Consider the following 25,453-nt stretch of genomic DNA (forward strand, 5'->3'; position numbering starts at 1 on the left):
CGCGGGCGCGGATCGCGGGCCGGGCCCGCGCCGGGCGGAACATCGCGGCCAGCCCGGCATTGTCGGCGGCATCGAGTTCATCGAACAGCAGGAAGTCCTGGAAGATGATGCCGAGGTGATCGGCGCGGAACCGGGCGCGGCGGCTGCGCGACAGGGCGGTGATCTCGGTCCCGCCCCAGCGCACCGTGCCCTGCACGCCGTCCAGCAGCCCCGCCAGCGCCAGAAGCAGCGTGGATTTTCCTGCCCCCGACGGCCCGCGGATGCCCAGGGCGGTGCCCGGCGCCACGTCGAGTTCGCCGATATCGAGGATCGCGGGGCCCTCGGCGCGGCCCACCGACAGCCCGCGGACCGCCAGCGGCAATCCGGTCCCCTTGAGGCCCGTCTTGAGGCCCGTCTCAGCCATAGCTGGCATCGCCCAGGCGGATCATCGACAGGAAGCCCGTCTCGGGATCCTTGTAGCTGCCCAGTTCCAGCACGCCGCGGGCGTCGATATTGACGTTGAAGGGGACGACATCGACGATGCGCTTGGTATAGACGGCCAGGATGTCGTCGGGCCATTCGGCCTCGGTCTCGCAGAAGGGGCAGACCGCCATCGGCATCTTGGTCAGCACGAAGAACCGGCTTTCGGCCTTCAGGGGCGGCGCCATGAAGCCCGTGACGCTGATGCGGCTGCCCTCGAGCTGCCCGGCCAGATCGGAGAAGCTGCCATCCTTGTCGTAGAGGTCGCGCAGGCGCACGCGCGCATCGGCGGCAAGGGCAGGGCGCAGCAGAACGGGCGCGGCAAGCGCGGCGGTCAGGAAGGCGCGGCGATCCGGTCTCATGGCATCATCCTCCGGGCAGGGGCGGGGCGGTCCCGCGTTTGCGATAGTATAACATATCTTGTGACGCAAGGGGCAGTCCCGCCCCCGTGACGGCATATTGCCAAAGGCAAAAGGGTCCCGCAGGACGGGACCCTTCACGTTTCGGTGCGCGCCCGATTACTCGGCGGTCACGGCATGGTTCATCACGTGGAAGATCACGTTCTGCTCGATCGTGCCGTCGAACAGATGCGACCACGGGCCCTTCGCGTAAAGCGGGACATCGACGCCCGAATGCGATTCCGAGGAGGCGGGGATCAGCGCCTGCTGGATGTAGTCCAGATCCTGGGCCTCTTCCTGGCTGACATCGGGGCGGCCTTCGGGCGCGGCGAAGCTGCCGTCTTCCTGTTCGGTCAGCACCGAGCCCACGCCATTGGCATAGCTGACCACGGTATAGGGCTTGCCATCGGCGCCCAGGACCGGCTCGCCGCTGTGCTCGATGCCTTCCTGCGCGACATCGAAGCAGATGCCGTCGATCGGGGTGCCGCGGCCGCAATAGCCGTTGATGACGATGGAATGCTCGTGATCCGCGGTGACGATGATCAGCGTGTCCTCGTCATCGGTCAGCTCGTCGGCCAGGGCGATGGCATCGGCGAACATCTTGCCGTCGATCATGGCGCGCTTGGCATTGCCGGCATGGTTGGCGTGGTCGACGCGCCCGGCCTCGATCTCCAGGTAGAACCCGTTCTCGTTCTGCGACAGGTACTCGATCGCCTTGCGGGTGGAGTCGGCCAGCGACGGCTCGCTCTCGGGGCGGTCGGCCTCGTAGGAGGCGTGGCTGTCGGTCCACATGCCCAGGATCGGCGCGTCCATGGACAGCGCGTCCAGCTCTTCGCGGTTCGACGCATACTGGATGCCGGCCGCCTTGGCCTGCTCGATCAGGTTGACGCCGTCGGGACGATGGCCCTTGCCGCCATTGGGGGTCTCGGTGCCCTCGGGAACGAAGTAGCGTGCCCCGCCGCCAAGCGCGATGTCCAGCGTGCCCGCGGTCATGGCGTCGATCATCTGGGTGGCGATGTCGCGCGAGCCGTCGCAGCCCTCGGGGACGGAATCTTCCCAGTTGCGGTTGGCGGTCTTGGCATAGACGGCCGCCGGGGTGGCATGGGTCAGGCGCGCGGAAGTGACGGCGCCGACGGATTTGCCCGCCTCGGTCATCAGCTCCGAGAACAGCGTCAGCTCGTTGGCCGCCTCGGTGGAGCAATCGTCATGGATCGCGTTCTCGCCGAGGTTGATGAGGTTGAAGCGCTGCTTGACGCCGGTATTCATCGCGCCCGCGGTGGGGGCGGAATCCGGGGTCTGGGCGTTGATGTTGTAGGTCTTGACCAGCGCCAGGTTCGGGAAGGCCTCCTGCGGCTGGACGTAATCGTCGCCAAGCCCGCCTTCCTGCTGGCCGGTCCACAGGCGGATCATGTAATTCGAGGTGACGCCCTGGCCGTCGGCGACGAAGAGGATGACGTTCTTGGCGCGGTTGGTGTTGGGCTGCTTGGCCAGCTCGGCCTCCAGGCGGGCCTGCCCGTCGGTGAACCAGTCGCTGCCGGATTGTGCGATTTCCTGGGCAAAGGCGCCGGAGGCGGCCATGGCAAGCGCCGAAGCGGCAAGCATCTTGTACATCGGAGGGTCCCTCGGAGGATTGTTCTGATGGACATGCCCCTAGGACCGGCCTGTAACGGAACCGTGACGCTTAGATGGATTTTCCATTACAATCAATGGGTTACGTTATAGTATCACAAGGATCAGCACGCCGCAACCGGGATCACAGCCAGCGCCGCAGAACGAAGAACAGAAGGATCGCCGCCGAGGAGGCCGCCATCAGCCCCAGCGACACCTCGAAGCCCGCGATCCAGTGCAGCATCGGCATCTCGTCGAAATTCATCCCGAATATGGACGCGATCAGCGTCGCGGGCAGGAAGATCGTCGCCACCAGGGAGTAGTAGCGCGCATTGTCGTTCTGGCTGAGGCTGATCAGCCCCATCGTCGCGTCGATCGCCAGGCTGACCCGGCCCGCCAGCGCATCGGCATGCACGGTCAGCGCCTCCACGTCGCGATCGGCCGTCTTCAGGCCCGCCTTGCGGCTGAAGGCGACGCGGCCCTCGGCGCGCAGCTGGTCCAGATGCACCAGCGTGCGGCGCAGGATCAGCAGGTTCAGCCGGATATCCGACAGCGCCTCGCCCATCCGCCCGGTGGCGCGGATCAGTCCGCGCAGATCCTCGGCATCCTCCATCGCCTCGTCCTTGAAGACCAGCTGCGCGGTCCTGTCCAGTTCGCGGTCCCAGTTCTCCAGCACGTCGGCGATATGGCCCACCCCCAGCGCCAGCAGCGCCACGGCCACGTCGCCCGGCGTGCGCCGCCCCGCCAGCGAGAAGCCGTTCCACAGGTTGGGCCCCCGGAACCGCACCGTCACGACGCAGCCCTCGCGCAGCATCAGCGTCACCGGCGCGAAACTGTCATCGCCATCGCCCGAGGGTTCGGTCAGCATCACCGTCAGCATGTCGGCCCCGCCCCGCCGGGTCAGCCGCTGCGACGGTTCGATCTGGCTCATGTCCTGCAGCCGCGGGATCTCGAATCCCAGCGCGCGCATGCGTTCGGCATCGGCCTTCCCGGGATTGTAGAAATCGATCCACAGGGCGCCGGAGAGATCCTCGCGCGGGTCCATGGAGCGCAGCCCGGTCTCTTCGAGGCGATAGGCGGAGATGGTCATGGGCGGCCGGTCCTTTCGGGCAGTCGGGCGAAACGCGCGCCCCCTTGCCTATCGCGCCGGCGCGGCGCGTCAAGGACCGGCAGGCCCCGGGGCCTCCCCCCCGCCGCCGGGGGAGAGGCGCACGGGCTAGAGGACGATCCCGAAGGCAAGCCCGCCCAGCAGGTAGGTGAAGAGCGTGATCAGGATCACCCCCACCACGTTCAGCACGATGCCGCCGCGCGCCATCTGCCCGATCGTCACCGCGCCCGAGCCGAAGACGATGGCATTGGGCGGCGTGCCCACCGGCAGCATGAAGGCGCAGGTCGCCGCCAGCGCGGTCGGGATCAGAAGCGTCGTGGCATCCACCCCGATCCCCTGGGCGACGCCGCCCAGCACCGGGATGAAGGTCGCCGCCGTGGCGGTGTTCGAGGTCACCTCGGTCAGGAAGATCACCAGCGTGACGACGCAGATCAGGATCACGATCAGCGACAGCGATCCCAGTCCTTCGACCTGCGCGCCGATCCAGCCGTCCAGCCCGGTCGCGGCCACGGCCGAGGCCAGGCTCAGCCCGCCGCCGAACAGCAGCAGCACCCCCCAGGGCAGGTCCTGCTGGGCCGTCTTCCAGTCCAGCACCATGCGCCCGCCGCGATCGCCGGGCAGCAGGAACAGCGCGATGCCCGCGGCGATGGCGATGGCGGTGTCGTCGAGGCTGCCGAGCGCCTCGATCCCGGTGATGTCCGACAGAAGCCCCGGCACGATCCACAGGAAGGCGGCGCCGAGGAACACCCACAGCACCATCCGCTCGCCCTGGCTCATCGGGCCCAGCCCGGCGATCTGCTCGTCGATCATCGCCCGCCCGCCGGGGATCTCCGCCAGGCGGAACCGGTAGAGCAGCTGGGTCATCAGCACCCAGGCGATCAGGATGAAGACCAGAGCCAGCGGCGCGCCCAGCAGCATCCATTGCAGGAAGCCCACCTCCTTGCCCAGCGAATCCGACAGATAGGCCGCCACGATGGCATTGGGCGGGCTGCCCAGAAGCGTGCCGAGCCCGCCGATCGAGGCCGACCAGGCAATGGCCAGCACAAGGCAGACGCCGAAGGCGCGGATCTGCGGATCGGCGATCACCTCGGCGATGCGCCCGCCCGCATGCAGATCCGCCCCCACCTCGGCGCCCTGGGAGGTGGCGCGGCTGCGTTCCACCACCAGGGTCAGGATCGACAGGCCGATGGGCAGCATCATCAGCGTCGTCGCCGTGTTCGACACCCACATCGACAGGAACCCGGTGGCCAGCATCATGCCCAGCACGATGCGCCGGGGCTGCACGCCCACCCGCACCAGCGTCATCAGCGCGATGCGCCGGTGCAGCTGCCATTTCTGCATGGCGATGGCGATCAGGAAGCCGCCGAGGAACAGGTAGACGATCGGGTTGGCATAGGGCGCGGTCGCCTGGGAGACGCTGCGCCCGGCCAGAAGCGGCAGCAGAACGATCGGCAGCAGCGAGGTGGCGGCCAGCGGAATGGCCTCGGTCATCCACCAGATCGCCATCAGCGTGGCGACGGCGGCGACGGCGCGGCCCTCGGGCGTCAGCCCCTCCTGGCCGCCCAGCAGCAGCCAGACGATGACGGCGCCGAGAAGCCCGGCGATGCGCAGCCCCCAGCTCCAGCGCGGGTCGCGCACCGCCTCGGCCTCGGGGTCGGGCGCGGACGAGGCGCGCGCATGATCCGTGTCGGTCATGGAATCTCCCAGGAAAACTGATTTGACCGATGAAATGGGTCAAAGGAGGCGGTTTGGCAACTCCCCGCGATGCGCAGCCCCCCCGGCGCAGGGCTGCCTCGAAAATGTGCAATCAGCCGGAAAACGGCCGGTTGCGGCCTGGCCGCGGCGCCCGGGGCTTCGACAGGACGGACGGATGGCGCAGGCTGACCCGGAGGCAGGCCCGTCCGGGCGGACCGCGCCTCCACCTCGCAGGAGCGCAAGAAAGGACAGTTGCCCATGTCATCCACCATCGTCGTCGCCCATGACGGCAGCGACAGTTCCGAACGCGCCATGGCCTTCGCCGTGGACCGTGCCGGTGTCATAGGCGGCGCCGTGCTGGTCGCCCATGTGCTGGAATGGTCGCCCTATGCCTTCCTGACCAAGGAAGAGCTGGAGGAACGCCATGTCCGCCGCCGCGAGGAACTGGAACGCGCCGAGGCCGCGCTGCTGCGCCCGGTCCTGGAACGCCATGCCGCCAGCGGCGTGCCGATCACGACCGAGATGCGCTATGGCCATGTCGCCGAGACGCTGATCCGCATCGCCACCCAGGCGCAGGCCGTGCAGGTGGTGATCGGCCGCCGCGGCCAGGGCGGTTTCGCCAACCGGTTCTTCGGATCGGTCGCGGGCTCGCTGGTGCAGGCCTGCCCCGTCCCGCTGACCATCGTGCCGTGATCCGACAGCAAGGAGCTTCCATGAAACATTCCCTGGCCCCCGTCCCGGCACTGGCCGCCCTGGGCGCGGCGATCATCGCCGCCGCCCCCGCCCTGGCCCAGACCGCGACGCTCGACGAGCGGATCAACACCGCCTTCGCCGGCGCGACCGGCTGGTTCGTCAGCCTGATCTTCGCGCCCATTCCCGGCACCGGCTTTCCCTGGATCGTCGCCTGGCTGGTGGTGGGCGCCACGGTCTTCTCCATCTATTTCGGCTTCGTGCAGTTCCGCGTGATCGGCCATTCCATCGCCCTGGTGAAGGGCGACTATTCCGATCCCGACGATGCCGGGGAGGTCAGCCATTTCCAGGCGCTGGCGACGGCGCTGTCGGGCACGGTCGGCCTGGGAAACATCGCGGGCGTCGCGGTCGCGGTGGGCATCGGCGGGCCGGGCGCGACCTTCTGGATGATCCTCGCGGGGCTTCTGGGCATGGCCAGCAAGTTCACCGAATGCACCCTGGCGGTGAAGTACCGCAACGAATATCCCGACGGGCGCGTCTCGGGCGGGCCGATGTACTACATGACCAAGGGCTTCGCGCTGCGCGGCGCCTGGGGCGGCAAGCCCTTGGCCGTGCTCTTCGCGATCTTCGCCATCCTGGGCTCCTTCGGGGGCGGCAACATGTTCCAGTCCAACCAGGCCCATGCCCAGCTGGTCAATGTCTTCGGCGAGTTTCCCGGGGTGATCACCGGCGTGGTCTTCGCCGCCATCGTCTTCGCCGTGATCGTCGGCGGCATCCGCTCCATCGCGCGGGTCACCGAAAAGGTCGTGCCGCTGATGGGCGTCATCTATGTCGGCACCGCGCTGGTGATCCTGGCGATCAATTTCGACCAGATCGGCTGGGCGATCGGGCAGATCTTCGCGGGCGCCTTCACCGGGCTGGGCGTCGCGGGCGGCATGGCGGGCGCGCTGATCCAGGGGTTCAAGCGCGCGGCCTTCTCCAACGAGGCGGGGGTGGGGTCGGCCGCCATCGCCCATTCGGCGGTGCGCACCAAGGAGCCGGTGACCGAGGGCTTCGTCGCGCTTCTGGAGCCGTTCATCGACACGGTGGTGATCTGCACCATGACGGCGCTGGTCATCATCATCACCGGCCAGCTGGTCAGCGACCCCGAGACCGGGCTCTATATCGTCGGCGAAGGCGGGTCGATCGAGACGCTGGCGGGCAATACCGGCGTGGCGCTGACCTCGGCGGCCTTCTCGCAGAGCGTGCCGATCTTCCGCTACATCCTGGTGGTGGCGGTGATCCTCTTCGCCTTCTCGACGATGATCTCCTGGTCCTATTACGGGCTGAAGGCCTGGACCTTCCTCTTCGGCGAGGGAAAGACGACGGAGCTGGTCTACAAGCTGATCTTCTGTTTCTTCGTCATCGTCGGCGCGGCGGCCAGCCTCGGCCCGGTGATCGACTTCTCCGATGCCGCGATCTTCGCCATGGCGGTGTGCAACATCGCGGCGCTCTACGTGCTGATGCCGATCGTCAAGGCCGAGATGGAAAGCTACCTGTCGCGGCTGAAATCGGGCGAGATCCGCAAGTTCACCTGACCCCTCGGGTCCGGCCGCCCCGCGCGGGCGGCCGGACCCTTTCGCAAAGCATTCAGGCACCTGACACGGCACCTCTTCCACCGGCACATGGAGGAAAACCATGAATTAGATAAAGCGGCATACATGGGCATTCGTGGCATTCCCCCTGATCCTCTTGACGGGGGCCCTGACCAGATGGGCAAGCCGGGCCCATGATTGCGATGGCTCGGCGACATGCGATCTGATGCTCTGGTCCGCCATTTACGTGCCTTGCGCGGTCCTGATCTATTTCGTCGCGAGGAAGGTCCATCAATTGGTCACGGGAGAGAGTGACCCGTAACCTGCGGGATGTCCCGGGATGCGCGAAGACATGACCGCATGCCAAGTCATCTGCACGAAGGCCCCGCAGCCGCCTCTGTCCAGAAGGCGGAACGGATGTCGGGGACATCCTGGCGCGCGCGGCCATGCCTGTGCCCGCGAGACCATCGCGCCCGACGACCCCGGACTTGCCGCCGGAGGGCATATCCGGATGCGCATGCCGGGCTGATCGCGCACCAGCTGCGCCCCCACCGGCCGGGGGATGTCGCGCGTGGCGGTCGGGGCGCCGCAAGCCGATCCTGTCCTCGAGCCGCCGGACCGCGTGGGGGGGCCCGATCGCGACACGCCGAGACGGTGCCCGGCAGGGGTGAAATCACCCTCCTCGGTGAGGGCAGGAAGGGCGGAAAGATCTCCGGGAAACCCGTGATTCATGGCGCGTTCCTTCCGTCGGCCGCATCCGCAGCCCGCGGCCTTCCGGGACAGGCGGCGGCCCGATGCAAAGGAATAGCCCTGCCTCAGCATGAATTCTCTTCATGGCGCCGATAAGGCAAAGCGGCCTTATCCTGCCCCCTGGGCCGCTCCAGATTGGGGGACAGACGACAGGCCCGAACCGGAGTTCCCGACATGACCACCCCGACCGATCCCCAGAATTCCGCCCGCCGCGACCTGCTGCGGGCCGCCGGAATGGGCGCCGCCGCGCTCGGCATGGCATCGCTGAGCACCGCAGCGGCGCTGGCGCAGGCCTCGACCGGCTGGGACAAGACCTTCCCGCAAAGCGACCGCGTCGATCACCGCAAGGTCAGCTTCGCGAACCGCTACGGCATTGCGCTGGTGGGCGACCTCTACCTGCCGAAGGCGCGCGGCCGCGCGCCGCTTCCCGCGCTGGCGGTGGCCGGCCCGTTCGGCGCGGTCAAGGAGCAGGCGGCGGGGCTCTACGCGCAGGAGATGGCCGAACGCGGCTTTGCCGCCATGGCCTTCGACCCCTCCTATATAGGCGAAAGCGGCGGCGCCCCGCGCTACGTCGCCTCGCCCGACATCAACACCGAGGATTTCATGGCGGCGATCGACTTCCTGGGGCTGCAGGACGAAGTGGATCGCGACCGCATCGGCATGATCGGCATTTGCGGCTTCGGCGGCATGGCACTGAACGCGGCCGCCCCGGACAAGCGGGTCAAGGCCGTTGCCGTGACCTCGATGTACGACATGAGCCGGGTGAACGCGCGCGGCTATTTCGACGCGATGACCCTGGAGGATCGCGCCGAGGCGCTGAGGGCCATGAGCCTGCAGCGCTGGGAGGACGCCGCCTCGGACGAGCCCCCGAAGCTGGCCGGCGGCCTGCCCGACACGCTCGAGGGCATCGATAACCCGGTGATCGCCATGTATCACGCCTATTACAAGACGGACCGGGGCTATCACCCGCGCTCGCTGAACTCCAACGGCGGATGGAACGTGACCTCGGCCATGTCCTTCATGAACATGCCGCAGCTCACCTACATCCACGAGATCTCGCCCCGCCCGGCCCTGATCATCGCAGGGTCCGAGGCGCATTCGCGCTATTTCAGCGAGGATGCCTATGCCGCCGCGCGCGATCCCAGGGAACTGGTGATCATCGACGGCGCGGATCACTGCGATCTCTATGACCAGAAGGACATCATCCCCTTCGACCGGCTGCAGGCGTTCTTCGAGGGCCATCTTGCGTAAGCCGCCGGGCCTGCCCCGTGGCGGGGCAGCCCCGTTCATCCCGCGACAGATCACGGAGACGACCCCATGAAGATGACCCTCGCCGCGCTCGCGCTGAGCCTCGCCGCCCCCGCGGCCCTCGCCCAGCAGATGACGCAGACCACGCCCCTGGAACGGGGCGGCCGGATCGGCAGCCCCGAGACCTTCACCGGCACGGTCTTCGTCGCGCCGGTCTTCGGCCCCGAGATGAACGATGTCAGCGCAGGGGAAGTGACCTTCATGCCCGGCGCACGTTCGGCATGGCACACCCATCCGGTCGGCCAGTACCTCGTCGTGACCGCGGGAACCGGCTGGTACCAGGAGGAAGGCCGGGAAAAGCAGGTGATGCGCACCGGCGATGTCGTGTTCGCCCCGGCGGGGGTGAACCATTGGCATGGCGCAACCGACGGAACCTCCGTCACCCATTACGCGATCCAGGCGGTTCGGGACGGCTCTGCCGTAACCTGGGGGGAGCTGGTCTCCGACGAGGATTACGGCGGCTGAACCCGATGCCCGCCGCCGGGGTCCGGCATGACCGGACCCCGCACCATTTCCATTTCTCCGATATCCAGGATGCGCCCATGAAAACCCGGATGATTGCCACCGCCTTCGCTCTTGCCGGCACCGCCGCCTCGGCCCAGGATCTTGCCCGGTCCCTCCCGGGCGCGGTCGATGCGGTGGCTCCGGCCCTCGCCGCCTATTCCGCCGAGGATCTCTTCGCCTCCGTCTGGAACGACGAGGCGCTCCCGATGCGCGACCGCGCGCTGGTCACTTTCGCGGCGCTGGTCACGCGTCACGAAGCCGACGCCCTCGGCCGTCACGCCGAACTGGCGCTGGACGCGGGCGTGACCCCGGCGGAACTGTCGGAAACCATCACCCATCTTGCCTTCTACACCGGCTGGGGCAACGCCACCGCAGCCGCCGAGGCCATGGCCCCGGTCTATGAATCGCGGGGCGTGACCGCCGAAGATCTGCCCGCCCCCGACCCCGATCTCCTGCCGCTGGACGAGGAGGCCGAGGCCGCGCGGGAAGACACCGTCCAGACCAATTTCGCCCATGTCAGCCCCGGCGTCGTCGAGACCACCCGCGAGCTGCTGTTCAACGACCTCTGGCTGCGCCCGGACCTTGCGCCCCGCGACCGCAGCATGGTCACCGTCGCGGCGCTGATCGCCGCAGGCCAGCCCGAGCAGATGACCTTCCACCTGAACCGCGCCATGGATAACGGGCTGACGCAGGAGGAGGCAGGCGCGATGCTCTCGCATCTTGCCTTCTATGCGGGCTGGCCCAGGGTGTTCTCGGCGATGCCCGTCGCGCGGCAGGTCTTCGAGAGCCGCGCGAACTGAAATCCTGCGGCGCGGTCCCGGACGCGCCGCCCCACCAAAGGAGATATCCCATGAAGATCATCCGCGCTGGCAGCACGCCCTCCGCCCCCGGTCCCGAAGACTATTTCACCGGGACCGTGCGGATCGACCCCATGTTCCAGGCCGACGCCCCGGGCCGCACCAGCGGCGCCCATGTCACCTTCGAGCCCGGCGCCCGCACCGCGTGGCATACCCACCCGGCGGGGCAGACCATCATCATCACCTTCGGCCGCGGCCGGGTGCAGCGCGAGGGCGGCCCGGTCGAAGAGGTCACGGCAGGCGATGTCGTCTTCTTTCCCGCCGAAGAGAAGCACTGGCACGGCGCCGCGGCCGAAACCGCCATGTCGCATATCGCCATCCAGGAGAGCATCGACGGCACGCCCGTGACGTGGCTGGAGAAGGTGTCGGACGCGGATTACGCCGGCTGACGGCACGCAGGCTGCCGCCGTTTCGCGGCGGCAGCGCGGTCTCGGCTGCAGGGCGGGCCTGGCCGTCGATGCGCCGCCCGGCGCCCCCGATGCGCGGGCCCCCGGCGCGTCCACATGGCGGCTATGCCTTGCCCCCGCCGCCATGGCAGCCTAGCTCTTGGCCGCGGTAACAGTGCAGGAGCGTACCCATGTCCCCCATTCATGCCATCGGTGACATCCATGGCCAGATCGGCCAGCTGGAAACCGCCCTGGAGCTGATCGAGAAACATGGAGAGCCCGGCGCACCGATCGTGTTCTGCGGCGATTACGTCGATCGCGGCCCCGACTCCCGGGCGGTCATCCGGCTCCTGATGGAGGGCCAGGCGGCGGGGCGCGACTGGATCTGCCTGATGGGCAATCACGACCGGTTCCTGCTGCGCTATCTCGACGATCCGCGCTACGAGGATCCCAATGTCTCGCGCCCGCTTCTGTGGACCGACCCGCCGCTGGGCGGGGCCGCGACGCTGGCCTCCTACGGGGTGGACGTGGCGCCGGGGCGCAGCCTCGAGGAGATCCATGCCGATGCGCGCGAGGCGGTGCCGCAAGCCCATCGCGACTGGATCGCCGCGCTGCCGCGGATCCACGAGACCGGGGACCAGATCTTCGTCCATGCCGGGCTGCGCCCGGGCGTGGCGCTGGAGGACCAGGCCGAGGATGACCTGGTCTGGATCCGCAACGGCTTCCTCGAAAGCCCGGTCGACTGGGGCCGCCTGGTCGTGCACGGCCATACCGCCCTGGACCGGCCGGAATTCTACGGCAACCGGCTGAACCTCGATGGCGGGACGGGCTATGGCCGCCCGCTGGTGCCGGCGCTGCTGGAGGGGCGGACGGTCAGCCTGCTGGGCCGGACCGGACGCGAAGAGCTGGGGATCAGCGAACTGGTCGGCTACTGACCCGCCGGGGCAGGGGCGCGCAGGCGCCCCGCCTCAGACATCCAGCTCGTCGACGAATTGCGCGTTCTCCTGGATGTACTGGAACCGCAGCTCGGGCTTCTTGCCCATCAGCTGCTCGACCAGCTGCCCGGTCTCGCCCGGCTCGTCCTCGTCGATCGACACCCGGATCAGCTTGCGGCTGGCGGGATCCATCGTCGTCTCCTTCAGGTCCTTGGCGTCCATCTCGCCCAGGCCCTTGAAGCGAGACACGTCGATCTTGCCCTTGCCGCCCAGCCCCTTGGCCAGCCAGGCGTCGCGCTCGGCCTCGTCGAGGCAATAGACCCGCTTCGCCCCCTGGGTCAGGCGGAACAGCGGCGGGCAGGCCAGGTAGAGGTGGCCGTGATCGATCAGCGGCCGCATCTGCGAGAAGAAGAACGTCATCAACAGCGACGCGATATGCGCGCCGTCGACATCCGCGTCGGTCATGATGATGACCTTGTCATAGCGCAGGTCGTCGATGCTGAACCGCGACCCCATGCCGACGCCAAGCGCCTGGCACAGGTCGGAAATCTCCTGGTTGCCCGACATCTTGGCGCTGGCCGCGCCCAGGACGTTGAGGATCTTGCCGCGCAGCGGCAGCAGCGCCTGGGTCCTGCGGTCGCGTCCCATCTTGGCCGACCCGCCCGCCGAGTCGCCCTCGACGATGAACAGCTCCGTGCCGTCGCGGGCGCCCTGCGAACAGTCGACCAGCTTGCCCGGCAGGCGCAGCTTCTTGGTGGCCGACTTGCGCGCAGTCTCTTTCTCGGCCTTGCGGCGCAGCCGTTCCTCGGCGCGCAGCACCAGGAAGTCGAGGATCGCGCCCGCGGATTTCGTGTCGCCCGCCAGCCAGCTGTCGAACCGGTCGCGCACCGCGTTCTCCACCAGCCGCGCGGCCTCGGTCGTGGCCAGCCGGTCCTTGGTCTGGCCGACGAATTCCGGGTCGCGGATGAAGCACGAGACCAGCGCGCAGCCCCCCGCCATCAGGTCGTCGCGGGTGATCTGCGCCGCCTTCTTGTTGCCCGCCAGCTCGCCATAGCCCTTCAGCCCCTTCAGCACCGCCGCCCAGAACCCGCCTTCATGGGTGCCGCCCTCGGGGGTGGGCACGGTGTTGCAATAGGACTGGATGAAGCCGTCGCGCGCGGGCGTCCAGTTGATCGCCCATTCGACCGAGCCGGGCACGCCGAATTTCTCCTGGAATTCCACCTTGCCCGCGAAGGGCCGGTCGGCATAGGTCGAGGCCCCGCCCAGCGTCTCGGCCAGGTAGTCGGCCAGCCCGTTGGGGAAGTGGAACACCGCCTCCGCCGGGGTCTCGCCATCGTCGATCGCCGTCTTCCAGCGGATCTCGACCCCCGAGAACAGATAGGCCTTGGAGCGCACCATCTTGAAGAGCCGCGCGGGCTTGAACTTCTTGTCGCCGAAGATCTGCGCATCGGCATGGAAGGTGACGCTGGTGCCGCGGCGGTTGGGGGCCTGGCCGACCTTCGCCACCGGTCCCTGCGGGATCCCGCGGGAGAATTCCTGGGCATAGAGCTCGCGGTTGCGGGCCACCTCGACGCGCATGTGATCCGACAGGGCGTTGACCACCGAGGCGCCGACCCCGTGCAGGCCGCCCGAGGTCTGATAAGCCTTACCCGAGAACTTGCCGCCCGCATGCAGCGTGCACAGGATCACCTCCAGCGCCGACTTGCCGGGGAATTTCGGATGCGGGTCGATCGGGATGCCGCGGCCATTGTCGCGGATCGTCACCGAGTAATCGGCCGTCAGCTCCACCTCGATGCGGTTGGCATGGCCCGCCACCGCCTCGTCCATGGAGTTGTCGAGGACCTCGGCCACCAGATGGTGCAGCGCCCGCTCATCCGTGCCGCCGATATACATGCCCGGGCGCTTGCGCACCGGCTCCAGCCCCTCGAGCACCTCGATGGACGAGGCGTCGTAGGTATCGGTCTGGGTGGAGGAGAGGAGATCTTCGGCCATTGCTGCCCCTAGGTCTTGTAGGTCAGGGGGCAGGATAGGCTAATTGGAGCAGAGGCGAAAGGGGCGGCATGATCCGGATGCCGCCGATTCCGCGCAATGCCGCCCGCCGGGTCCGCATCGGGGCCGATCCGGGCTCAGGCCCCGGGACTGCGCGCGCGGATCAGCGCCGCCAGGCCCAGCATCGCGCAGAGCACGCCGCACACCCCGGCCCAGCCCCCGGCCTGCCAGGCCACCCCGCCGCCCGGCCCTGCCAGCGTCGCCCCGGCATAGAACGCAATCTGGTACAGCGCCGTCGCCTGCCCGCGCGCGGTTTCGGCCAGCCGTCCGACATCCCCGGCGCAGAGCGAATGCGCCCCGAAAAATCCCAGGGTGAACAGGACGATGCCGATCCCCAGCAGCGGCAGCGCCGGGCAGAGCGTCAGCAGTATTCCGGCCCCGGCCAGGCCGATGCAGGCCAGCGCCGCGCGCCGCGTGCCCAGGTGCCGCGCCAGGCGTTCGCTTTCCACCGCCGCGAAGGTCGAGGGCAGGAAGGCCAGCGAGACAAGGCCGACCGCGTGCTGGTCCAGCCCGATGCCGGGAGAGAGCAGGTGGAACCCCACGAGATTGAAGAAGGCGACAAAGGCCGACATCAGCAGGAACCCCTGCAGCACCGCATCGCGCAGCCCCGGATTGCGCAGATGCCCCAGATAGGTGCGCAGCGCCGCGGCGGGGGCCGGACTGCCGGGACGGAAATTGCGCGACGCCGGCAGCCACAGCCAGATCAGTGCCGCCGCCAGCAGCGCGATCCCCGCCAGGGCGGCGACCGGCAGCCGCCAGCCCGTCGTCTCGGCCAGCGTGCCCACCAAGAGCCGCGCCAGCATGCCGCCCAGCGAATTGCCCGCCAGCACCCAGCCCACCGCGCGCCCCAGGCTGTCGCGGTCCATCTCCTCGGCCAGCCAGGTCAGGTTGATCGCCGTGATGCCGCCCAGGATCAGCCCCAGCGCCGTGCGCAGCGCCAGGAACATCCCCCAATCCGCGGTCGCCGCCATCGCCGCCAGCAGCAGGGCGGTCATCAGCACCGAGGCCAGGATCACCGGCTTGCGCCCCAGCGCGTCCGAGACCGGCCCGGTGACCACAAGCCCCGCCGCCAGCGCCGCGGTGGGCAGGCTCAGGCTCAGGCCCGCCTCGGTCACGCCGATGCCGAATTCGGCGGCGAAGACCGGCATCAGCGGCTGCACGAAATAGAGCGCCGAGAAGGCGGTCGCGCCGCTGAGCACCAGCACCGCGCAGATGCGGAGGAAACCGGGGCTGTCATGACGGATCGGCCCCGGCGCGGAACGGGCAGGGGCACGGGGCGGGGCGGGGGCAAGGGCGGTATCGGCGGGCATGCGGTCTTCTACTGGACGCGGAGCCATGCCGAAAATACAATCGTGGCAACCCGACCATGCCGGAATTGTATAGTCAGATGGATCTGAAACGCCTACAGACCTTCCTGCGCGTCGCCGAGACAGGCTCGCTCAGCGCCGCCTCCGACCGGATGCGCATCGCCCAGCCCGCGCTGTCGCGCCAGATCCGCCTGCTGGAGGAGGAGATCGGCCAGGTGCTGTTCCTGCGCTCGCGCGAGGGCATGGCCCTGACCCCCGCCGGCGCGTTGTTGCAGACGCGCATCTCGGGGCTGCTGCGGCAGCTCGACCAGGGGATCGACGAGGTGCGCAGCCTTCGGGATGCGCCGCGGGGACGGGTCGCCGTGGGGCTGGTGCCCTCGGCCGCGGCGGTGATGGGCGCGGATCTGGCCCTGTCGGTGCGGGCCGCGCATCCCGGCATCCGGCTGAGCCTGCAGCAGGGCTATACCAGCCACCTGACCGACTGGCTGCATCGCGGCGAGATCGACATGGCGCTGCTCTATGGCGGGGCCGGACGGCTGCCGGCGGAGGAACTGCTGCGCGAGGAACTGGTGCTGGTCGCCCCGCGCGGGCATCCGGTCCTGGGCGGGCCTGCAGACTTCGCCGCGCTGGCCGGGGCGGCGATGGTGCTGCCCGGGGCCGAGAACGGGCTGCGCCTGATCGTCGACCAGGCGGCGGAGCGGGCCGGGATCACGCTGGACGTGCTGGCCGAGGCCTCCGCCTTCCAGCTGCTGCTGGAACTCGTGACGGCGGGGACGGGCCTGTCGATCCTGCCGCGCAGCGCCCTGCCGGGATCGGCGGCAGCCGGGCGGCTGGACTGGACCGGCTTCGTCCCCCCGCTTCACCGCGACATCCACCTCGTGATGGCCCCCGCGGCCCGGCAGGGACGGGCGGCCCGGGCGGTGGTGCCTCTGCTGCGCCAGGCGGCGCTCAGCGCCCTCGGCTGAGCCGCTCGCGGGACAGCATCGCACGTTCGGCCCGGTCCAGCCGCTCCAGCACGGCCGCGATCCCCTCGGCCCGGTGGCGCGCCCAGATGCGGCGGCAGGAGGCGGGCGACCAGGGCAGGGCCGCCCCCGCAAGCCAGCCCCGCAGCGCCGCGGGCAAGGCATCGTAATCGCGCATCGGGTCGCCCTGCCGCCTGCGCCGCGGGAACCCGGTCTGCCCCAGATTGGCGGCGCGGGCGGCAGGGGGGCGGCGGGGGATCGGCGTCATGGCAGGGGCTCCGTCTCAGGCAGGATGTTCGTTATCGTATAACATCACACTGCGCAAGCCGCCGACCGTTGCATCCCAGCCGCAGGGGCGCCGCCCCGTCTTTCGCGGCACGCGTTGCCGCGCTAGGCTCGGCCCGTCACCTGGCCGCCGCCGGGCCCAGATCCGCGAAAGGACCCGTCATGACCACGCTCGCCCGACTTCTGTGCTGCAGCCTGTCCCTGATCCCGGGCGCCACGCTGGCCCAGGACGGGGGGCAGGACCTGTCCCAGGCCGCCAGCGACCCGACGGCCTCGCTCACCGCCTATGTGTTCCAGGACTTTTACACTTCCGGCTATCACGGGCTGGATGATGCCGAGGGCAACCGGCTGCAATTCCGCCTGGCCATGCCCTACCAGCTGGGCAGCACCAGCAACATCTTCCGCCTGACGCTGCCTTACCAGACGATGAACCCGGCCGATCGCGAAGGGCTCTCGGATGCCACGGTCTTCAACCTGACCACATTCGACCGCCGCTGGGGCCGGTTCGGGGTCGGCGCGGTGGCGCTGCTGCCCTCGGGCGAGGACGACGTGACCACCGACCGCTGGGCACTGGGGCCGGCCGCGGGCTTCGTGGCGCAGTCCCGCTGGGGCATCTGGGGGCTGTTCAACCAGAACCTCATCGATATCGACGGCGCCGAAGGACGCGACGAGGTCAACCTCTCGGTGATCCAGCCGATCCTCAACGTCTCGCTCGGAGAGGGCTGGTCGCTGGGCGCCTCGGACATGTCGATCACCTTTGACTGGGACGAAGGCGAATTCGCCAGCCTGCCCCTGGGCGCCCAGATCAACAAGCTGGCGCATTTCGGCACCACGCCGGTCCAGTTCGGACTGAGCTACGAGCATAATTTCCAGGACGATGCGGGCAATGCCGAGGATACGTTCGGCCTGACCATGAAGATCCTGGTCCCCTGACGCGCCCCGCGCCATCCGGACGCAATCACCGCAGGACCCGGTTTCACGCCGGACGGCAGGGGGCGCCATCCCGGAGACCCTTGCCGCCGGCGCCTTCGAGAGGTTCCGCAGAACGGCTGCAGCCGGAAACGGCCGCGCGCGGATTGAACACATAACCCGGCTTCTGGACCATTCCTTCCGGAGGCCCGTCCCCGGCGCCGCGCCATCCGGCCGCGCGCCCGGCCGCACGGCCCGCCAGAGCACTGCAAGCCGCCTGCGCGCGATCGTGACCTTGACATCCCGGAGGCTTGGCGGCGGGTATATGGCGCCCGCTGGAAAGCACATGAAAGTCCCATGAGCCGCCGATTTCACAAACTCGCAATTGGCCTCGGAGCCATGAAGGGCGCCAGCACATGGCTCGCCTACAACCTCAACCGGTCCGATCTCGTCGACATGCCTCCTCCGAAGGAGCTGCATTATTTTCATGCCACGGCGCGCTGGCGCGACGACATGACCATGAAAGACAAACTCCGGCGGCTCAGGCCGTTTCGCGGGTGGGACGGAACCTATCTGGCCCCGGAGTTCCGCCGGGAGCGGCAGAGAACGTTCCTTGCCCGGGCGGCCGCCCCCCGGAAGGACCTGCCCGAGCTGCGCCAGCAGCGGATTGCACGGCGCATGAAGGAGCACCGCCGCTGGTACGAACGCTATGCGGACGGCGCGCCCTCTGCGGACTGGTACCGCTCCCTGTTTCCCAGGGCGAACGAGCATGTCTGGGCGCTGGATTTCTCGAACACCTACGGCATGCTGCGCCAACGCGACATGACCCGGGCACGGGACATGGCCGAAGAGGCCCGGGCGATCTGCATAATGCGGAACCCGTATGAGAGACTTTGGTCGCATATCCGATTTCAGGCCCGGATCGACGGGACGTTCGACGCTCTCGGCGCGACGCCGCCTGCGGAGCTTGTCCGGCAGGCCCGGCGGCTTGGCGTCGACCGGCACAGCATGTATTTTCCGAGGTTGAAACGCGCGCTCGATGTCTTCGGGCCGGAACGGCTGCTGGTTCTGACATTCGATGACATCGCGCGGGATCCCGGCCAAGTGCTTGATGACGTGTACCGCTTCCTCGACATCCCTCCCGCAGACCGGAAAGGCCGGGCGTCGAAACTGCTGAACGTGACGCCGTCGCTTGGCGCCCCGCGCGGGCTTTTCGAGGAATTCGAAGAGATCTTTGCGGCTGATCTGCGGCGCGTGGAATCCCTGGGATACGAGATACCCGGAAGCTGGCTCTCCGCCCCGGACCGGCCCTGAATTCGGCCATGGAGAAATGCGGGGCATCGCCGGGCGCCGCCGATATCGAACCTGTGGCGGATGTGTGGCGTTTCCTTCTCCGGCCCAGGGCCGTTCGGGCGGCCGATGACCCGCTGGCCGGCGAAACGGCGCCGCGCAGGGTCTGTCCCCGGCTGACGGAGAGGCGCCTCCGGCACGGGGGGCTGCGCGGCGGCGGAGACAGGGTCATCGCGTCGCCTTTTCTTCCGGCGCGCGATCTGATTGCCTCGGACCGGCGCGATCATTGCCGCGGCATCATTGAGGGACCGGCCCGACATGTCCGAACTGACCTGTTTCAAGAGCTATGACATCCGCGGCAGGCTGGGGGAGAACCTCGACGCCGCCATCGCCTACCGCATCGGCCGCGCCTTCGCGCAGGTCATGGCACCGGGGCTGACGGTCTGCGGGCGCGACATCCGCGAAAGCTCCGCCGAGCTGCAGGCCGCGCTGATCGAAGGGCTGCTGGATGGCGGCTCGGACGTGATCGACATCGGCCTTTGCGGCACCGAGGAGGTGTATTTCGCCACCGATCATTTCGGCGCGGGCGGCGGGCTCGAGGTGACGGCCTCGCACAACCCGATCGACTATAACGGCATCAAGATGGTCCGCGAGGGATCGCGGCCGATCTCGGGCGATAACGGGCTGCTCGACATCAAGGCGGTCGCCGAGACCGGGGACTGGGCGCCGGCGGCGCGCGGCACGCTGCGGCAGGAGACCCCGCGGACGGCCTATGCCGCGCGCATTCTCTCCTTCGTCGATCCGGCGAAGTTCCGGCCCCTGAAGATCCTCGTCAATGCCGGGCATGGCGTGGCGGGACCGGCCTTCGACGCGGTGGAGGCAGGGCTCCGCGCGGCGGGGGTGCCGCTGGAGTTCGTGAGGATCCATCACGACCCCGATGGCAGCTTCCCGCAGGGGATCCCCAACCCGCTTTTGCCGGAGAACCAGCCGCAGACCGCCGATCAGGTGCGCGCGCATGGCGCCGACATGGGCGTCGCCTGGGACGGGGATTTCGACCGCTGCTTCCTGTTCGACGAGACCGGGGCCTTCATCGACGGCGAATACATCGTGGGTCTGCTGGCGGCCGCCTTCCTGCCCAAGGAGCCCGGCGCGCGCATTGTCCACGACCCGCGCGTGATGTGGAACACGCTCGACGTGGTGGCGAAGGGCGGCGGCGAGGCGGTGGTCTCGCGCACCGGCCATGCGCTGATCAAGGCGCGGATGCGCGAGGTCGATGCCGTCTATGGCGGCGAGATGTCGGCGCATCACTATTTCCGCAACTTCATGTATTGCGATAGCGGCATGATCCCCTGGCTGCTGGTGGCCGAGCATATGGGGACCACGGGGCAGAGCCTGTCGGCGCTGGTGGCGCAGATGCGGGCGGATTTTCCCTCCTCGGGCGAGATCAACTTCACCCTGGCGGATGCAAAGGCCGCGATGGACCGGGTGGAGGCGGAACTGGCGCCCGGGGCGATCGGCGGGGTCGACCGCCTGGACGGGATTTCCATGGCCTTCGAGGACTGGCGGGTGAACCTGCGCCGCTCGAATACCGAGCCGGTGCTTCGGCTGAATGTCGAGACCCGCGGCGATCGCGATCTGCTTGGCCGGAAGGTGGAGATGCTGCGGGCCATCATCACCGCCTGAGGCCATGCGGCCGCCAAGGTCATAATGTCCCCTCGACAGCCGGGCCCGGCGGGGCGACACAGAGGAAACAGCGCCGCGGCCTTGCCCGCGGTCCGGAATTCGCGCGCGGGATCGCTCACAACCAAATGGGTATGTCATGAAGATTGCAATGATCGGGACGGGCTATGTCGGGCTGGTCTCTGGGGTATGTTTCTCTGATTTCGGTCATGACGTGGTCTGCGTCGACAAGTCGGAGGAGAAGATCGCCAAGCTGGTTGCCGGGCAGATCCCCATCTACGAGCCGGGACTGGATGATCTGGTGGCCCGCAACGTCGCCGCCGGGCGGCTGAGCTTCACGCTGGACCTGGCCGAAGCGCTGAAGGGAGCGGATGCCGTCTTCATCGGAGTGGGCACCCCGACGCGCCGCGGCGATGGCCATGCCGATCTGAGCTATGTCTATGCCGCCGCGGAGGAAATCGCCCAGAACCTGGACGGCTACACCGTGGTGGTCACCAAGTCGACCGTGCCCGTGGGCACCAACCGCGAAGTGGCGCGCGTCATCGCCGCGGCCAATGCGCAGGCGGAGTTCGACGTGGCCTCGAACCCCGAATTCCTGCGCGAAGGCGCGGCGATCGAGGATTTCATGCGCCCCGATCGCGTGGTCGTGGGCGTCGAGTCCGAGCGCGCCCGCGGCGTGATGGCCGAGATCTACCGCCCGCTCTCGCTGCGCAACGCCCCGGTGATGTATACCGGCCTGGAAAGCGCGGAGATGATCAAATACGCCGCCAATGCCTTCCTGGCGACCAAGATCACCTTCATCAACGAGATCGCCGCGCTTTGCGAGAAGGTCGGCGCCGATGTCCAGGCCGTGGCCGACGGGATGGGGCGCGACGGGCGCATCGGGTCCAAGTTTCTGCATGCGGGGCCGGGCTATGGCGGGTCGTGCTTTCCCAAGGACACCTCCGCCCTGGCCCGGATCGGGCAGGACAATGCCAGCCCGATGAAGATCGTCGAGACGGTGATGTCGGTCAATGACGCCGTCAAGCGGCGCATGGTCGAGAAGGTCCTGGACCTGGCGGGAGGATCGGTGAACGGCAAGGCGGTGGCCGTGCTGGGGGTGACCTTCAAGCCCAATACCGACGACATGCGCGACAGTCCCGCGCTGACGATCGTCCCGGCGCTGGTCGGCGGCGGTGCGGATGTCCGCCTCGTCGATCCCCAGGGACGGCGCGAGGGCGAAGCGCTCCTGCCGGGGACGAGCTGGCACGAGAATGCCTATACCGCCGCCGAAGGGGCGGAGGTGGTGGTTCTCCTGACCGAATGGAACGAGTTCCGCGCCCTCGACCTGGGACGGCTGGGCGGGGTCATGGCCGCGCGCAGATTTGCCGATCTGCGCAATGTATATACGCCGCAGGATCTGGAGGCTGCCGGGTTCGAATGCGCTTTCGTCGGGCGCTGACCGGGCGGTGACGCCCTGCGCCGGGTGATCGGCCCTGACCGGGACTGGTTAACGGGATTTCACCATCCCGTTGGAAACAAAGTGGTATTTGTCCCCGGTTAAGATTCGGACGCTATAGGCTATATCCGTGGGGGCGCCTGCTGCACCGGTCCTTTGGACCAGCTGCGGCACAGCGCCAAGGAAGTCGCGGATGTCCGCAATCATTACCGAAGTCGCGGGTCTGTCAGCAGACCCGGTCACTCCTCTCGTATCCGGAACCATCATCGAAGACACGGCCGGGGCTATTGCGCCTCCGGTGTCGGCCGAGGCCGCCGGGACCGGGATCGCTCCTGCAGCGCTCCTGCCTGCCGCCGGGGCGGCCGTGCCGGCGCCCGAGGCCGGTCCGGCCGGCGATCTTGCCGGTGCCGCGGATGCCGTCCTTCAGCCGCTGGGCATCGCGGAGGCGCAGGTCGCCTCCGCCCCTGCCGGGACCGCCATTTCGACCGCTACGGTGGCCGCGCCTCTGCCCGGCGCCCCTGCCCCGTCGGCCGACCCGGCATCGCCTGCCCAGATCACCGTTTCGGACGCCGCCGGCCTGGCCGCCGCGCTGGCCACGGCGGTGCAAGGCACCGTGATCCGGCTGGAAGGCGGGAATTACGGTGACTTCGCGCTGGCTGACTATGCGGGCCGCGTGACGCTCCTGTCCGACCCCGCGGATCCGGCGGTGTTCTCCACCGTGCAATTCCGCAATGTCTCCGGGATCACCTTCGACGGGGTCACCTTCGACTACACCTATACCCCGGGGGATGCGGAATTCTACCGGCCGTTCCGCTTCACCGGCTGCAGCGAGATCACCGTCCGCAACGCGCTGGTCGACGGTGACCGCGCCCATGGCCGCGGCGACGAGAAGGACGGCTACGGCAACGCCACCGGGCTGCGCTTCGAGCAGTGCGAGACGATCCGCATCCTCGACAGCGAGCTGCGCGGCTTCAAGGACAACCTCCAGCTCAGCGACATCCGCGACGTCGTGGTCTCCGGCAACGAGATCCACCACATGCGCGAGGACGCGATCGAATTCGGCCGCCTCACCGATGCGCTGTTCGAGAACAACTACCTTCACGACACCGACGGCTATCCGCTGCCCGAAGGGGCCAAGGCCGGCAGCGGCGACCATCCGGATTTCTTCCAGATCAACGGCGGCGGCGCGCGCAGCCCCTGCGAGAACCTGGTCATCCGCGGCAACCTGATGGACCAGGGCTCCGGCACCGGCGCGCAGGGCATCTTCCTGACGAACCACGATGACGTGCCGTGGCGCAACATCACGATCGAAGACAACATGTACATCAATGACCGCGCCAACGGCATCGTGGTCGGGCTGACCGATGGGCTGGTGGTGCGCAACAACACGATCCTGCATGCCTTCTGGGACACGGAGAATTCCTTCCCGCCGACCATCCGGCTCGACCGCAACAGCACCGATGCGGTGGTCACCGGCAATATCGCGGGCTCGCCAGCCATTCTGAACCTGCCGGATCACTGGCAGACGGGCGGCAATTTCCTGCTGCAGAGCACCGACCCGGACGCGCCGGGCTATTACGCCGCGCATTTCCCCGGGATCGCCGGGGCGCTGGGGGGCAATCCCGGCAAGTTCCTGCTTGATCCGGCAAGCCCGGCAAGCCTGGCCGGGGCGGGCTCGCCACATCTTTACGCCAGCAGCGTGGAGGCCTCCGATGTGCTGATCGCGCGGATCGCGGTCGGCGCGACCGGGGATGCCGACCGGTTCGTCTTCGATGCCGAAGACTCGTCGCTGCCCGAGCTCCGCGTGGCCGGGCCCGCGGCGGAACAGGAAGCGGAACAGGAACAGGAACAGGAACAGGAACAGGAGATGCTGCGCTTCGACGCGGCGCAGGGCGATCTGATCCTGCGCACGGAGGCGGAAGAGCGGGTGGTGGCCGATTTCGCGCCGGGGGCCATGGCGCTCCGAGGGCTGGAGACGGCCCCGGGCGTCCTGCGCGAGATGCTGGACCCGCTGCTGGATGCAGACGCCTTCCGCATCGACATGATGCTGGGTCGCGATCCGGCCGCGACCGGAGGAATCGCGGGCGAAGTGATGCGGCTGGACCGGGCCTTCCGCATCTACGTGACCGAGAAGGGCGAGCTGGATTTCAGGCTGAAGACCGAGGACGGGACATGGCACGTGCTGAAGACCTCGGGGGCGGGGATCGCGGACGGGGCAATGCACGCCGTTTCGGTCTTCTATGAAGAGAATCACGAGATCGGCATCAGCGTCGACGGCACGGTCCTGGCCACGGCGGTGATCGCGGGAGAGATGTCGCATGGCGTTTCCGAGCGCATGGTCATCGGCGGGCAATACGGCGCCACACCCTTTGCCGGGCTTCTCGAGGACCTGGCGCTGGTGCTGGAACCGGGCGGCCTGCAGGACGCGCCCGCCGTCGCGCTGGCGCTGGCGGAGGCGACCCCCGCGGGCTATGATTTCCTGTGGGATTTCGGCGATGGCAGCCAGGCGCAGGGGCTGTCTGCGGTGCATGAATTCGACGTGCCCGGCTATCACAGGGTCACGCTGACCGTCAGCGGCAGCGACGGCTCCGTGGCCACCACCGATTACACGGTCGGCGTCGCGGGTTCGGACCTGATCGCGTTCGACGCGGCGGCGGGCGATTTCCTGCGCGTCTCCTACGGCGAGACCGAGATCCTGGCCGATCTGGATCCCGGCGCGGTCGATCTGCGCGACCTGGACGCGCTGATCCGCATCCAGCGCAGCGACCTGCAGCCGATGATCGATGCGGAGGAATTCCGCCTCGACGTGACGCTGCGGCTCGATCCGACCGAGACCGGCGCCATGGGCGGCGAGGTGGTGCGGCTCGACCGGTCCTTCGTCCTCGGGGTCTCCGATGCGGGCGAGGTCGATCTGCGGCTGAAGACCACCGACGGGATCTGGCACCGGCTGGTCACCAAGGGCGCCGGGATCGGCGACGGCGAGAGCCACGAAGTGTCGCTGCGCTTCGATGCCGGGGACCTGCTGGAACTGGCGGTGGACGACATCGTCCTGGCAGCCAGCACCGTGGCAGGCGGACTGGAGCCCGGCATCGGCTCGTCGCTTGTGATCGGCGGGCAATACGGCGCCAGGGCCTTCGGCGGCTTCCTCGAGGACATGGCGATCGACCTGCAGATCGAGGAGGAGCTGTCGGCGCAGAGCTTCGAGACGGCCGCGGCACTCGCGGCCGGGGACTGGGCCTTCGCCGGCTGATCCCCGTCCTG

Annotated in this window: 21 protein-coding genes; 13 read left to right on the forward strand and 8 right to left on the reverse strand. The window is 68.5% G+C overall.

Features of this window, described 5'->3' with window-relative positions; all coding sequences use genetic code 11:
- The 5 genes from ICN82_RS14860 to ICN82_RS14880 all read right to left on the reverse strand — a co-directional run.
- Nucleotides 1–403, reverse strand: a 403-nt coding sequence (locus tag ICN82_RS14860) for an ATP-binding cassette domain-containing protein (RefSeq protein ID WP_193184201.1), incomplete at its 3' end; no start/stop codon positions are given.
- On the reverse strand, nucleotides 396–821 hold the full coding sequence (locus ICN82_RS14865; RefSeq protein WP_193184203.1) for a hypothetical protein: 426 nt from the start codon (nucleotides 819–821) through the stop codon (nucleotides 396–398). The genes ICN82_RS14860 and ICN82_RS14865, both read right to left, overlap by 8 nt.
- Before the next feature lie 156 nt (nucleotides 822–977).
- Nucleotides 978–2,468 (reverse strand): alkaline phosphatase, encoded by a 1,491-nt coding sequence (locus ICN82_RS14870; protein ID WP_193184205.1) that lies wholly within the window; start codon nucleotides 2,466–2,468, stop codon nucleotides 978–980.
- Between the two features lie 142 nt (nucleotides 2,469–2,610).
- Complete coding sequence (locus tag ICN82_RS14875; protein ID WP_193184207.1) at nucleotides 2,611–3,555, reverse strand: CorA family divalent cation transporter; 945 nt, start codon at nucleotides 3,553–3,555, stop codon at nucleotides 2,611–2,613.
- Between the two features lie 126 nt (nucleotides 3,556–3,681).
- Nucleotides 3,682–5,268 carry an SLC13 family permease gene (locus ICN82_RS14880; protein ID WP_193184209.1) on the reverse strand — a complete coding sequence of 529 codons (1,587 nt, stop codon included), beginning with the start codon at nucleotides 5,266–5,268 and terminating at the stop codon, nucleotides 3,682–3,684.
- Nucleotides 5,269–5,526: 258 nt separating this feature from the next.
- On the opposite strand from ICN82_RS14880, the gene ICN82_RS14885 reads away from it, so the two are divergent.
- The 7 genes from ICN82_RS14885 to ICN82_RS14915 all read left to right on the forward strand — a co-directional run bounded on the left by ICN82_RS14885 (nucleotide 5,527) and on the right by ICN82_RS14915 (nucleotide 12,272).
- Nucleotides 5,527–5,961: a universal stress protein gene (locus ICN82_RS14885; protein ID WP_193184211.1), complete on the forward strand. Its 435-nt coding sequence runs from the start codon at nucleotides 5,527–5,529 to the stop codon at nucleotides 5,959–5,961.
- 20 nt (nucleotides 5,962–5,981) lie between these two features.
- Entirely contained in the window at nucleotides 5,982–7,535 is a 1,554-nt protein-coding gene (locus tag ICN82_RS14890; protein ID WP_193184213.1) for an alanine/glycine:cation symporter family protein, read from the forward strand.
- A gap of 921 nt (nucleotides 7,536–8,456) precedes the next feature.
- Nucleotides 8,457–9,533, forward strand: a complete 1,077-nt coding sequence (locus ICN82_RS14895; protein ID WP_193184215.1) for an alpha/beta hydrolase — start codon at nucleotides 8,457–8,459, stop codon at nucleotides 9,531–9,533.
- A gap of 66 nt (nucleotides 9,534–9,599) precedes the next feature.
- Nucleotides 9,600–10,055 (forward strand): (R)-mandelonitrile lyase, encoded by a 456-nt coding sequence (locus ICN82_RS14900; RefSeq protein WP_193184217.1) that lies wholly within the window; start codon nucleotides 9,600–9,602, stop codon nucleotides 10,053–10,055.
- A 77-nt stretch (nucleotides 10,056–10,132) separates the two neighbouring features.
- Nucleotides 10,133–10,894 (forward strand): carboxymuconolactone decarboxylase family protein, encoded by a 762-nt coding sequence (locus tag ICN82_RS14905; protein ID WP_193184219.1) that lies wholly within the window; start codon nucleotides 10,133–10,135, stop codon nucleotides 10,892–10,894.
- A 50-nt stretch (nucleotides 10,895–10,944) separates the two neighbouring features.
- Nucleotides 10,945–11,340: a (R)-mandelonitrile lyase gene (locus ICN82_RS14910; RefSeq protein WP_193184220.1), complete on the forward strand. Its 396-nt coding sequence runs from the start codon at nucleotides 10,945–10,947 to the stop codon at nucleotides 11,338–11,340.
- Nucleotides 11,341–11,528: 188 nt separating this feature from the next.
- Nucleotides 11,529–12,272, forward strand: a complete 744-nt coding sequence (locus ICN82_RS14915; protein ID WP_193184222.1) for a metallophosphoesterase family protein — start codon at nucleotides 11,529–11,531, stop codon at nucleotides 12,270–12,272.
- A gap of 33 nt (nucleotides 12,273–12,305) precedes the next feature.
- Here the strand turns inward: ICN82_RS14915 and parE are convergent, their stop codons facing one another.
- Entirely contained in the window at nucleotides 12,306–14,264 is a 1,959-nt protein-coding gene (gene parE, locus ICN82_RS14920; RefSeq protein ID WP_193184224.1) for a DNA topoisomerase IV subunit B, read from the reverse strand.
- Between the two features lie 134 nt (nucleotides 14,265–14,398).
- A complete protein-coding gene (locus ICN82_RS14925) occupies nucleotides 14,399–15,631 on the reverse strand; it encodes an MFS transporter (protein WP_193184225.1) in 1,233 nt (410 codons plus the stop codon).
- Nucleotides 15,632–15,708: 77 nt separating this feature from the next.
- Here ICN82_RS14925 and ICN82_RS14930 point away from each other — a divergent pair, with 77 nt between their 5' ends.
- Complete coding sequence (locus ICN82_RS14930) at nucleotides 15,709–16,593, forward strand: LysR family transcriptional regulator (RefSeq protein WP_193184227.1); 885 nt, start codon at nucleotides 15,709–15,711, stop codon at nucleotides 16,591–16,593.
- On the opposite strand, the gene ICN82_RS14935 is transcribed toward ICN82_RS14930, so the two are convergent.
- A complete protein-coding gene (locus tag ICN82_RS14935) occupies nucleotides 16,577–16,858 on the reverse strand; it encodes a DUF6525 family protein (RefSeq protein WP_193184229.1) in 282 nt (93 codons plus the stop codon). The two genes, ICN82_RS14930 and ICN82_RS14935, sit on opposite strands and share 17 nt — an antisense overlap.
- A 179-nt stretch (nucleotides 16,859–17,037) precedes the next feature.
- On the opposite strand from ICN82_RS14935, the gene ICN82_RS14940 reads away from it, so the two are divergent.
- The 5 genes from ICN82_RS14940 (at nucleotide 17,038) to ICN82_RS14960 (ending at nucleotide 25,442) form a co-directional block, all read left to right on the forward strand.
- Complete coding sequence (locus ICN82_RS14940; RefSeq protein ID WP_193184231.1) at nucleotides 17,038–17,808, forward strand: hypothetical protein; 771 nt, start codon at nucleotides 17,038–17,040, stop codon at nucleotides 17,806–17,808.
- Between the two features lie 333 nt (nucleotides 17,809–18,141).
- The gene (locus tag ICN82_RS14945; protein ID WP_193184233.1) at nucleotides 18,142–19,098 is read left to right on the forward strand and encodes a sulfotransferase domain-containing protein; all 957 of its coding nucleotides are present in this window, start codon (nucleotides 18,142–18,144) and stop codon (nucleotides 19,096–19,098) included.
- Between the two features lie 294 nt (nucleotides 19,099–19,392).
- Complete coding sequence (locus ICN82_RS14950; RefSeq protein WP_193184235.1) at nucleotides 19,393–20,757, forward strand: phosphohexomutase domain-containing protein; 1,365 nt, start codon at nucleotides 19,393–19,395, stop codon at nucleotides 20,755–20,757.
- Nucleotides 20,758–20,893: 136 nt separating this feature from the next.
- The gene (locus ICN82_RS14955; RefSeq protein WP_193184237.1) at nucleotides 20,894–22,195 is read left to right on the forward strand and encodes a UDP-glucose dehydrogenase family protein; all 1,302 of its coding nucleotides are present in this window, start codon (nucleotides 20,894–20,896) and stop codon (nucleotides 22,193–22,195) included.
- Nucleotides 22,196–22,556: 361 nt separating this feature from the next.
- Entirely contained in the window at nucleotides 22,557–25,442 is a 2,886-nt protein-coding gene (locus tag ICN82_RS14960) for a LamG-like jellyroll fold domain-containing protein (RefSeq protein ID WP_193184239.1), read from the forward strand.
- Nucleotides 25,443–25,453: the final 11 nt, after the last annotated feature.

Origin of the sequence: Mangrovicoccus algicola (assembly GCF_014903745.1) — a bacterium.
Taxonomy (GTDB): Bacteria; Pseudomonadota; Alphaproteobacteria; order Rhodobacterales; family Rhodobacteraceae; genus Mangrovicoccus; species Mangrovicoccus algicola.